Source organism: Brasilonema bromeliae SPC951 (assembly GCF_012912135.1).
Taxonomy (GTDB): Bacteria; Cyanobacteriota; Cyanobacteriia; order Cyanobacteriales; family Nostocaceae; genus Brasilonema; species Brasilonema bromeliae.
In genome coordinates, this window is the sequence record NZ_QMEB01000212.1 from 1 (window position 1) to 12,233 (window position 12,233).

The 12,233-nt window shown below is 42.5% G+C and carries 8 protein-coding genes; 3 read left to right on the forward strand and 5 right to left on the reverse strand.

Annotation, left to right across the window (positions count from 1 at the left end):
• Positions 1-239: 239 nt before the first annotated feature.
• The gene (gene mutL, locus DP116_RS22095) at positions 240-1,946 is read left to right on the forward strand and encodes a DNA mismatch repair endonuclease MutL (protein ID WP_169157219.1); all 1,707 of its coding nucleotides are present in this window, start codon (positions 240-242) and stop codon (positions 1,944-1,946) included.
• Between the two features lie 738 nt (positions 1,947-2,684).
• A complete protein-coding gene (locus DP116_RS22100; protein ID WP_169157220.1) occupies positions 2,685-3,413 on the forward strand; it encodes a hypothetical protein in 729 nt (242 codons plus the stop codon).
• Between the two features lie 350 nt (positions 3,414-3,763).
• On the opposite strand, the gene DP116_RS22105 is transcribed toward DP116_RS22100, so the two are convergent.
• The 5 genes from DP116_RS22105 to DP116_RS22125 form a co-directional block, all read right to left on the reverse strand.
• Positions 3,764-5,806: a tetratricopeptide repeat protein gene (locus DP116_RS22105; RefSeq protein ID WP_169157226.1), complete on the reverse strand. Its 2,043-nt coding sequence runs from the start codon at positions 5,804-5,806 to the stop codon at positions 3,764-3,766.
• 48 nt (positions 5,807-5,854) lie between these two features.
• Complete coding sequence (locus tag DP116_RS22110) at positions 5,855-6,289, reverse strand: hypothetical protein (protein WP_169157221.1); 435 nt, start codon at positions 6,287-6,289, stop codon at positions 5,855-5,857.
• A gap of 198 nt (positions 6,290-6,487) precedes the next feature.
• Positions 6,488-7,816 (reverse strand): nitrogenase iron-molybdenum cofactor biosynthesis protein NifE, encoded by a 1,329-nt coding sequence (nifE, locus tag DP116_RS22115; protein ID WP_169157222.1) that lies wholly within the window; start codon positions 7,814-7,816, stop codon positions 6,488-6,490.
• Positions 7,817-8,052: 236 nt separating this feature from the next.
• Positions 8,053-9,021, reverse strand: a complete 969-nt coding sequence (gene nifH, locus DP116_RS22120; RefSeq protein ID WP_169157223.1) for a nitrogenase iron protein — start codon at positions 9,019-9,021, stop codon at positions 8,053-8,055.
• 442 nt (positions 9,022-9,463) lie between these two features.
• A complete protein-coding gene (locus DP116_RS22125) occupies positions 9,464-10,594 on the reverse strand; it encodes an XRE family transcriptional regulator (protein ID WP_169157224.1) in 1,131 nt (376 codons plus the stop codon).
• A gap of 625 nt (positions 10,595-11,219) precedes the next feature.
• On the opposite strand from DP116_RS22125, the gene DP116_RS22130 reads away from it, so the two are divergent.
• Complete coding sequence (locus tag DP116_RS22130) at positions 11,220-11,912, forward strand: HAD family hydrolase (RefSeq protein WP_169157225.1); 693 nt, start codon at positions 11,220-11,222, stop codon at positions 11,910-11,912.
• Positions 11,913-12,233 lie beyond the last annotated feature (321 nt).

Genomic DNA, 12,233 nt, shown 5'->3' on the forward strand with positions numbered 1-12,233 from the left:
TTTTTAGAACTTTACATTAATTCTTTTGAAGCTATGCAAATTTAGACAAAGTTGTAGTAAGATTTGCAGTTATTATGGCTTATTTTTCAAACATACGCTCGGAGCGATTCAAACAGGGAACAGAAAACAGTGAACAGGGAACAGTGAGCAGTGAACAATTAATAACTGGTAACTGGTAACTGGTAACTGATAACTTGAATTCCCCCGCAAGAGGTAATCCATCCTCTACACTGTAATTTATGGCGTCAACTATTTATGCTTTACCAGCAGAAGTCGTACATCTGATTACAGCCGGAGAGGTTATCGACTCCTTAGCCTCTGTGGTGCGAGAATTGGTAGAAAATTCCCTTGATGCAGGTGCAACACGAATTGTTGTTTCTTTATGGCCCGGGCAATGGCGCGTACGTGTGGCAGATAATGGTTGTGGAATGACCTTAGATGACTTACAGAAAGCAGCAACGGCACACAGTACCAGTAAAATTTGCAGTTGTGCGGATTTGTGGAAAATTACAAGTTTGGGGTTTCGTGGAGAGGCGTTGCATAGTTTGACAACGCTGGCAGATTTAGAAATATTGAGTCGTCCACTTGGTGGAGATTGCGGCTGGCGAGTTGTCTATGGCTACGCTGGAGAAGCATTGTATGTGGAAGCTTGTGCGATCGCCCCCGGTACAGTTGTCACAGTCTCTCATCTATTTGGGAATTGTTCAGGTCGTCGTGAGGGGCTACCTACACTAGCACAGCAAATAAAAGCAGTGCAAGCAACAATTCACCAAATCGCCTTATGTCATCCTCATATCACTTGGCAAGTCTGGCAAAATGACCGAGAGTGGTTTAGTCTATGTCCGGCCACTTCAATAGGACAACTGCTACCCCAGATTCTACATCAAGTTAAAGAAGCAGATTTACAAGAGGTAAAACTGGAAATACCCAATCCTGAGAATTCAGAATTCGGAATTCAGAAGTCAGGACTCCATTTAGTGATAGGATTACCAGATAGATGTCATCGTCATCGTCCAGACTGGATACGAGTTGCTGTCAACGGAAGGATGGTGAAGTCATCGGAATTAGAACAGACTATTTTGTCAGGATTTTATCGGACATTACCGCGCGATCGCTATCCAATCACTTTTCTGCATCTATTGATTTCTCCAGAACATATTAACTGGAACCGTAACCCAGCAAAAACAGAAATTTATCTTAACCAACTCAGTTACTGGCAAGAACAAATTACCCAGGCGATCGCGCAAGCACTCCGCATCAATTCTACATCTGTTAAAGACGCTGTTCACACAACGCGAGTTGGAAAATTACTCAAAGCTGCAGAAGAAAAAGGCGGATACAATGTCAATCGTTCGCTTACTTGTGAAGAACACAAAACGCATCCAGAGATGTTGCTAGCAACGTCTCTACAACTAAAAGCCGTTGCTCAAGTTAATAACACTTATATCGTGGCAGAACATCCTGGTGGAGTCTGGTTAGTTGAACAGCACATTGCCCATGAACGAGTTTTGTACGAGCAATTGTGCGACAATTGGAAAATTATTCCAATTGAACCTCCAGTCATTCTCTATCAATTATCTCCGGCTCAAGTATCGCAACTACAACGAATTGATTTGGATATAGAACCATTTGGTGAGCAACTTTGGGCAGTTCGTACGGTTCCGACACTTTTACAACAGCGAGACGATTGTGCAGACGCCATTTTAGAACTGAGTTGGGGAGGTGACTTACAAGCAGCACAAGTTGCTGTCGCCTGTCGTAGTGCTATTCGCAACGGTACAACTCTCAGTTTACAAGAAATGCAAACACTTTTGGATGAATGGCAACGCACGCGCAACCCTCGTACCTGTCCCCACGGACGTCCAATTTATTTATCTTTGGAAGAGTCAGCTTTGGCTCGTTTTTTCAAACGTCATTGGGTGATTGGGAAAAGTCATGGGATTTAGATTGACAATGAACAGTTGAGCGTAGGGTGGGCAGTGTTGTTAATTGCCAGATTATTTGTCTGCGTTGACAAATTAATGTCTTTTTTGACAAATTATTGCCACTTGGCGTGGAACTAGCGAAGACACTGACTTGGAAATAGAGGCTGAAAAAGTTTATCCTATATAGGTTTCAGCCTTTTACTTCTTGTGTTTGGTTAAAACACAAGAAGTCTACAAGTAGACTACTCACAACCAGGAGAAATTAATACTTTGAGTCACCCATTCTATGTAATAGTAGTTATCTCGTTCACAACGTTTTGCCGGGTTGCTGAACTACGAACTGGCACATGCTTCTAGATTCGTGCAGTAGTCTAATGACATAATGGTTCTAACCTGTACTCACTCCCCTTAATATCATGTCCGGTTGAAGACTTATCATTAGGGCTGACGTCGAGAGGCGGTGACACTCTGACGCGGAGAATTATTAATTACAAGTAATTAATACCGTTTTTATATGAAGATGCATAGAAAGAACCCCACCGCCTGCGGCACCTCCCCTTCACAAGGAGAGCCAGTGCATTGCGGGGATCTCCCCCCAACTCCACTCTGTGGGGATCCCAAAGCCCCCCATTGTAGCACCTGGCGTGAGGTTAGGAGGGGTAAAAAAATATCCAGCTTCATAGAGAATTGATGTAAGAGGACTTGATATAACCCGGTTTAGAGCGGAATGCTACTCATACCCCTAAGGACTATCTCTATATGCGAAATAAGTTATTTCATAGGCTAATAGCTACTTCTGTCTTAATCACAGTATCTATTCCTAATATTACCCTTGCTGGCGATCATCAACCGCAAACATGGATACAATCATGTGATAAAGCTTTTATTGAACTTAACAACCATCCTTTTGATAACCACGAGCAGTCGAGGCTAGCAAAGACGGTTACGAACCAATACGAAAATTTGAAAAAAGAATTAAAACTTGATGCTACGCTTGCAGAAAATGCTCCAAATAAGTATGAAAGGAAGTATTTAGTAACATTGCTACAGGAGTGCGATCAGAGTCTGCCAAGTGAGGTTCAAAATTTTTCGACAAATACACTTCCACAAGAAGATAGCATTCGGATAGACTATTCTGTCCGCATTGATAATAATCTATTCCGCTCATTCAAGGGATCAATCAAGAAGTTAATCAGCTCCATAGGAGTTGATCCCGACACAATAAACTTTGCTCACATAAGAAGATACTTTCAACGTACCATAACACGATATCAAGATGCCATAAAACAATTTCAAGATGCCATAAAACAATTTCAAGAGGTCAGAGTCCCAATAAAAACAATATTAGCCAATGTCGGCTTTGTTTTTAGCCTTGTCGGCTCTGCTTTTATCGCCTCTTTGGTATCATACCCAAAAAGTTCTCGCGAAAACACAACAGAAAGTGAAAGTTCTAGGAGTATTCCAATAAAAAAATCATCCAAAAATTAAGCAGAAGAGCCAAAGATTTCAAGAAACCATTTTTTCAAGTTTGGTAAACGTTGAATCTGTTGTTCAACTTGATACAAACTATCTGGGAGCCGCCGAGATACCGATACCGTTGGCGAATGTACTACATATTTGTAAATTCAGGTATTACGTAAGTTCTAACTCTTAATCTGTCGTTGTGGCTTTTAGTTGTAACACTTTTGTTTATACTTTTCTAACACTTTCGCCAACAGTATCCATATCTCGGCGGATACCCAGTAAAAGTTTATCGATAGAAAATTCCAGCATATTGTATCCCCCAACTCAAAGAAACGCCTGATAAAAGTTTTGCGAAACTTTTCAATCTACCGACATTAACTTTTTGATTTTTTATTTCGCAGCGATTCTAGACTTTTATCAACAGTAACTGTCATGTGATGTTCTTTTCCTAGCACACTTGTTGTTATTTCCAGAGCTTGATTATACAATAATTCAGCTTCATCATAACGCTCTTGGGACTCATAGAGCTTTGCTAAACTGCTCAGGCTAGTGGCAAAGTCGGGATGTTCTTTTCCCAGCACTCTTTTTCTTATTTCCAGGGCTTCATTATAGCGTAATTCAGCTTCATCATAACGCCTTTGGAAGAAGTAGAGATTTGCTAAACTGTTCAGGCTAGTGGCAAAGTCGGGATGTTTTTCTCCCAGCACCATTCCTGTTAGTTCTAAGGCTTGGTTATACAATGGTTCAGCTTTATCATAACGCTCTTGGAAGAAGTAGAGATTTGCTAAGTTGTTCAGGCTAGTGGCTAAGTTGTTCAGGCTAGTGACAAAGTCGGGATGTTCTCCTTCCAGCACCCTTCCTGTTAGTTCCAGGGCTTGCTTATACAATGCTTCAGCTTCTTCATAACGCCCTTGGAAGAAGTAGAGATTTGCTAAGTTGTTCAGGCTAGTGGCAAAGTCGGGATGTTCTTCTCCCAGCACCCTTCCTCTTAGTGCCAGGGCTTGCTGATACAATGGTTCAGCTTTATTATAACGCCCTTGTAAGGAATAGAGATTTGCTAAGTTGTTCAGGCTAGTGGCAAAGTCGGGATCTTGTTTTCCTAAACGGGATTCTATTAATGGTACACATTGCTCATACCACTCTTGTGCGGATGCGTACAAACCTTGTCCTTTATAAAATTTACCTAAACTAACAAAGAGCAGAATTAAATTTTTATCACTGACTGCATCAGTCAGAGTTTTTGCCACCTCTGCTAAATGTGGGATAGCATCCTTGACTGAGTTAATTGATTGTTGAGTAATTGGCTCAGGGAATTTCTGAGTGATCGCCACCATTGTTTCTGCAAAAGCGCGTTTCAACTCATCGGCTTGTTCCGATGCTGCTTGCTTGACTTTCAAAAACTCCCGAATTAAGGGATGAATTTTGTAGCAATCATCTCTATCTCCACTTTTATCTTCCACCCATTGAATCAAATGACGCTCGTAAAGTTGCTTGACTGCTGTTTCAACTTCCGTTGCATCCCAATTCAGCCGAGAAGTTGCAGAGTCTACCCATTCCCAAGCAAAGATATCCGGTGCAAATAAACTTAATAACTCACCCACAACCTGTGTCGTAGGATCGAGTTCCAGCCAACTTAATTCAAACGCATCCAAAACCCCAAGCTGTGCTGTACTAAAGGTTTTTTGCAATTGTTGCTTATGGCGATTTATCGCTTCATCTTGGAGTCGCTGCTGTTTCAGCCGTTGCAACATCTTAGCTAAAGTCCAATGGTGAAGTTTTTTAGCCAAATACCCCCCCACCAATTCCAAACCCAAAGGTAAATATCCCAGCCATTCACACAATTGTTTCGCTGTTTCCTCTTCCTTTTGCACCCGTTTTTCCCATTTTTCACCCACTAGCTTTGTCAACAATTGCAAAGCTTCTTCTGGTGACAACACATCCAGAGATATTTCCTCAATGTTGGTGTCGAGGTTTCGCAACCGCGTTGTCATCAACACACGGAAGCGGTTACCTTTTGGTATAAGTTGTTGACAATTATTCAAATTCGTGATACCGTCTAACACTACCAACACCAAACCTTCTGTTGGTCGCCAGTTTTGCCAGCACCACTCCACCTGTTGTTCTGGACTAAGTTGTCGTCCTTGCAACACCTGCGGCACTTTCAAATTCATGTAAAGCTGGGTAAACTGCACAATCTCCGCAGCTAAATTTGAGTCTCTAGCATTTAACCAGCAAATTCCACCAGGATAATCGGCTTCATGTTGACGTGCATACTGCGTTGCTAATTCGGTTTTGCCGACACCTCCCATACCAGCAACAGCAGAAATCGCTACTGTACCTGGTTTTTGTAATTTTTTTTTGAGTAAAGATAGTTCATACTCTCGTCCAACAAAGTTGGCAGAGCCTGTATAAGGAATATATTTTGGGGGATTTAACTTTACCCGTTCCCGTTCGGGCGGCTGTAGTCATATACTGATGTTTTGGTTTTGAATATTAATATCTCTTTGAGCAAAATTAACAATTTTCTCGATTGTTGAGATCCAAGTTTGATTCTGTGGGGATTGTGATTTAAGTGCTTGTGCTATATCTTGGAGAACTTGAGCCAAATTTAATGGTGGATTAGCTTCTGCTTGTGCTACCAATTCCTGCACAGCTTGATTGACTTCAGGATTAGCTTTAGCTGCTGATTCCACCTCTAATACAGCTTTACCGTAATCGAGTGGTTGAGAGAGCACTTTTTCAATAGCAACTACAGTATGGGGAGAGTGTTTTTTGAGAGTGACGAGAAACTCACCAGTTTTATTCCATAGAGTTTCTCCTACCTTTTCGCCCGTTTTTTCCAAAGCCTTTGTCGCAATCACAGTCCCAATTGCGATCGCCCCAGCGGTTAGTGGTTCCATGTGCTACCTCATAAGAATGGCATCCTATTTACTTATTACCACATGATTTTAGTTCTGAATTCCGCAATTGAGGTAAAAACTTATAGCTTAAGTTTTTACTCGTAAGCAATGCGCCAATCTACGAAAGGGCATTTTCGTGTAGCACAGCCTTACAACAGCTTATTTTCGTCAGGTTAATGCTCCCAATTTCAACCTACTTCAACATCTGTTTTCCCACGGGGCGGGTTTGCGTACTTGTTTCCATATAGGACTAGTAAGAGTCGCATACAGTTTTTGTGCCACTTCTAAAATCCCTGTATAGCCTGCATAAGAATGATGAAGTTCCGCCTTTATATCTAGCAAAGGAATCTTAGCTTTAACAGAGGCGTATTGATAACGCTCTCCAGTAATTAACATATCGGCTTTATTTTCGTGAATTATCTGTAGAATTTCCTCTGGACTATTTTGTTGGATAATAATGCTATCTTTACCCAGCAACTTTTGAATTTTAGCTCTATCTTCCTGACTACTTTTAACAGTGCTGATAGGGATAACTTCTATCCCCAATTTTTGAGCAGCACAGATAATTGACCAACTTTTCACGTCTTGTATATCAATAACAATACGTTTGCCTTGCACATAGGTGCGATAAAAAGCAAGTTTCGCCTCTAAAGCGCTAGTTTCAAACGCAATAAACTTTTCTGTACGTTTTTGTAAGTCGGAGTCTCCCAACTTAGCAGCAATATTCCGTAAGCCTTGATTGATGTTTTCTATGCCGTAGAAAAACTCTTGAATGTAGGGGATACCAAAACGCTCTTCCATCTTTTTTGCCATTTTAAACAGCGCTTTGGAAGAAGTAATCACATTCAGCTTAGCACGGTGGGCATAACAGACTTCCTTATAGCGAGTATCACCCGTAATTTTGCAAAGGACTCGGATACCTAATTTGTCAAATAGCGGTATAATGTTCCACATTGCATCCGCCATGTTGGATTCACCGATGAGGTTAATATCATAAGGTGTAGTAAAGTCTGGTTCAGCTGTACCAACAACGTGTTCCAACAAAGCTTCACCAGCAATGCGGATACCCTGATTTTTACGACCAACAAATCCGGGACAGTCTACAGGAATAATGGGAGTTCCTGTTTGCACAGCAGCCTCTGCGCAGGCTCCATTAAGGTCATCACCAATAAGAGCGGAAACGCAGGTAGAATAAACAAATACCGCAGCAGGTTTGTAGCGTCTTTGCAATTCTAAAATGGCATTGTATAATTTTTTAGCTCCACCGAAGATGATATCTTTTTCATCCATATCAGTCGTAAAACGAGCTTTGTATAGCATGGTACCAAAAGAGAGACTGCTGCTATTTTCCCAACAGTTGTTGATGCAACCGCTTGGTCCGTGAATTAAATGAGCAGCATCGGTAATTGGTACTAAAGTCATCATTGCACCATCAAAAGCACAATCTTCTTGACCCTCTCTCAGGACAGATTCTCGATTCTGCGTTTTGTAATCTGGGTTTTTATTAAATACATCTTCACTTTTCATGCAAGTAGAAATTCTCTAGAGACATCGGAAAAAAAAGGAATGGAAAAGAGCGATTTCCCATTCCCTAAAATGTAACCAACCAATAAAAGGAGAAAACAAAAAACTAAACTAATCGTTTTACCGCGCGAACATTTACAGATTCATGCTGACACGGAAAACCTAGAAATCGTAGAACTATACATTAGCCATTCAGACTACCTCCACATCTCTATCTTCACCAGTGCTTTGTAGCGCACTTATTTCTTAACAACTTCTACGTTTCCTTTTTTCAATGCTTCTAAGGCTTCGCCTTCAAGATCTTCTTGCTTTTTCTCGGCATCTTCTTGAGCTTTGGATATGCCAACCATTTTTGCGGCATTTTCTTCACTTTCGAGAATACCGAATTCAATCAACAACTCTTCTAACTCCTCCATTTCAATGGGTGTAGGAATGGCAAGCATTTTATTGTTGATAACCTTGTCTGCTAATTTACGGTATTCGTTACCTTGATTGCTATCAGGTGCATACTCGTTCACAGTCATCCGGCGTAACTCAGCGTGTTGCACGATGTTGTCACGGGGGACGAAGTGAATCATCTGGGTGCTTAATCGGGATGCTAGTGTGCTAATCAGTTCGTCTTCCCGGTCAGTTTTGCGGCTATTACAAATCAGACCAGCCAAGCGCACACCACCAGAGTGAGCATACTTGAGAATACCGCGAGCGATGTTGTTAGCAGCGTACATCGCCATCATTTCACCAGAGGTCACAATATAGATTTCTTGTGCCTTACCTTCACGGATAGGCATAGCGAAACCACCGCAGACAACGTCACCCAACACGTCGTAGCTAACGAAGTCCACATCTTGGTAAGCACCGTTTTCTTCTAAGAAGTTGATGGCGGTGATAATACCACGACCAGCGCAACCGACACCAGGTTCGGGACCACCAGATTCTACGCACTTAACACCACGGAAGCCGGTGAGCATCACTTCTTCGAGTTCCAAATCTTCTACTGCGCCCCGTTCAGCAGCGAGGTGAAGTACGGTGGTTTGGGCTTTGCTGTGGAGCATCAAACGGGTGGAATCAGCCTTCGGATCGCATCCCACAATCAAAATGCGCTGACCCTTTTCTGCCATAGCGGCGAGGGTATTTTGAGAGGTGGTGGACTTACCGATACCGCCTTTACCGTAGAATGCTATTTGTCTAATTTTTTCGTCAACGGACATGATGAGTTTTCTCCTGTAATTGATAAATTAATCAGTGGGTCTGGTAGTTTATCAGGCGTTCACTAATGGAAGTGACAGCTCTGTTTGTGACCGCATGTAGAACGTCGCGCCAGGCGTGTAGTACTTTTGCCAACAGGAGGCCATTGGCAAACAACAGCGCCTACGGGGGGCGATCGCTCTACCGCATACATAGAAAGAAGAAATATCATGTGAGTCTTTAGTTAGTGATTATTTGTCCTACCCCAACAAGAAATTACTTGAAGGGCATTTTTTTCAAAAATTAAGCATTTTGTAGAGGTTTTTCCCTCATCCACAAAAAAGCGCTCTTTGAAGTCAGAATTCTTATTTATTTTTTTACTTATGATCAGGCAAGGTATGTACTATCCCTATGGCGTTTCGCCACCCTGAGGGGATTTCCCTGTTGCCTGTTGCCTGTTCCCTTTTAAATTGTTGCGACTAAATCCCCAGTTTTACTAGTATCACAACCACCGATGATTTCTAGTTGTGAATGAACAGATCGACGCTCTAACGTATTGAGTAACTGCTGTACTGGTGATTCTTGCAAGTATTCCTTGAGAATCACTAAGTCGTAGCGTGAGGAATGCCAAGGGATGAATTCCAATCCAAAAGCTGTAGCCACAGACGCTGTAGAAATTCCTGCATCCGCAAATCCTGAGACGACAGCATCAGCAACACTATGATGGCTTCTGGCGATACTGTCAAATCCTTTAACAGAATCACATGGCAGTTGCTCCTCTTGCAGTTTACGTTCCAAAAGCAACCGAGTGCCAGCTCCTTTTTCGCGGTTAATAATCTTTGCTTTTGCTTCTACTAAGTCAGTCACTGTTGTGATTTGCATCGGATTGCCAGACTGTACTAATAATCCCTCTTCCCAAATTCCAAGGGTGATTAAAACTGCTTCTTTTCCTGCTAAGACTTCACGAACAAAGGGAATATTATGCTCCCCTGTTTGGGAGTCATACAGGTGCATCCCAGCAATATGAGTCTCACCTCGGCACAAACTCTCTAACGCAGCCATGCTGTTAGCGAATTTATACTGGACTCGCAGTTGAGGATACCAGCGTTCGGTGGCTCTTGCCCATAGCGAAAGCACAGGCGCACAACCAGCAATCACAACTGTATTTTCAAATCTGTCTATATCGTCAAGAAGTCTGACTAGGCAGGTATTTGTATCTGTCTGACTATCGATTTGGGCATCAGCTGAAATCATCTCCATGCGAAAAGCATCATTCCCAACCAGGGGATATGCAATCCATTGCCCGCCAATCCGCGCCAAACTCACTCGCTGTTGTTGACTACCAGGGATAGATTTTGCCAGAACTGCTTCCACTTGGGGCAAATCCTGCTCTAGCCAGAATAGATCTTCGACCTTGCAACCCAGCGCCTTTGCTAGACGAATTGTCATAGCGACAGAAGGGGCGCATTGTCCTGACTCTACACCACTAATTGCTTGACGTGTCACACCTGCTAAGCTAGCCAATTCTTGCTGACTCATGCCTAAGCGGGTTCTAATGGACTTCAAGTTGTTACGAAGGTCATTATCCGTCTTCATTTGGCTCTATCTCTTGGTGACAAAAAGCGTAGCAAGTTGATGCGGATTTACCAGAGTAATAGACCAAGATTCAAATAATCTTAATTTCCCCTTAAGATTATTGCCATGAGCGCTTTTTTGATTCCCTTTTTGATTCCTTAAAATAAGCTTAGCATGGATATCGCTAATTTATTTGCCTGTGGAAATTTTTTTTGCTCACTCCTGATTCAGTTGGTAACATGTAGCATATTTTTTTACTTTTTCTTGATTCATCAATGACTTATAATATTCCTAACTGCAACAGTTCAAGTATTCTGTAATAGTATTATTTTTTATTATTTAGTATAAATAAACTAAATAAAAATTGCGTAGAGCGCACCACCCTTATGGGGAATTGGGCAAGGCGACGCGCCTAAACTTCTTCAACACGGTTCGGTTAAGATCCCCCGCCTGCGGCGACCCCCTTAAAAAGCAGGGCTGTTTCATTCCCTCAAAGGCTCATAATGTCAAGGGTTTGTGAAGCGCGATTGCTCTGTATTTTATTTTCTGAAAGTCCCTTATTAAATGGCGACTTCCACTTTAAAATCAAACTCAACTCTAACTTCAGCCATGAGAAAATGAGTTGAGGGTTGAAGTAGGAAAATCAATGAGCCCATTTGACTTAGTTATCTTTGATTGTGATGGTGTACTTGTAGATAGTGAACAAATCACTAACTCGGTTTTTGCGGCAATGCTTAGTGAAATCGGGTTACCGGTAACCTTGGAATATATATCTAACACATTCGTCGGTCAACCTATGACAGCATGTTTAGAAATTATTCAAGAGTCTCTTGGAAAACCTATTCCAGATAATTTTGTCACCGAATTTAGGCAACGCAACAAAAAGGATTTCTCAAAAAAATTAAAGCCAATTAAGGGCATACATGATGTTTTATCTCAAATTAAAACTTCTTATTGTGTAGCTTCAAATAGCATACATGAGATGATTCAAACAAAGCTAGGTGTCACAGGGTTACTGCCATATTTTGAGGGAAAAATATTTAGTGTTACAGATGTCGCACGCGGTAAACCACATCCAGATCTATTCTTATATGCAGCCGAGAAAATGAAAGCTCATCCACAGCGATGTGTGGTAGTTGAAGATACTCCAATCGGTGTGCAAGCCGGATTTAGCGCTGGGATGAAAGTTTTTGGTTATGCAGAATACAGTAATCCACAAAAATTGCAAGCAGCAGGCGCATCAGTTGTTTTTAGTTCTATGAGATTACTGCCAAATTTACTTGAGCAATTTGACACTCCCCTCGCTAAAGCCGAGGGGTATCACCCCCAGACGAATTGATAAATTCTGACCCCTTCGGGGTTCGCCCTTCGGGTATCTCCTAAGCCCTGCGGGCACGCACTCGCGTTCGGAGACGCGCTCGTCCCAAGGGGACACGCTGCGCGTTCGCCTTCGGCGTGCGCTTTGCGCTTACGCGAACGCAGTCGCCTACGGAGGGAGACCCTCCTGGAGCGCTGTCTCACCAGTCGCAGCCTACGGCTCGCTCCGCTAACATGGGGGAAACCACGCCAGACGCTACCCTAGTGGGAACGGCCACGCCTTACGGCTATCGGGAAGCGGAGATCCGGTGTTAGCGCCTGGCTCAACGGACAGGTGCGCGAC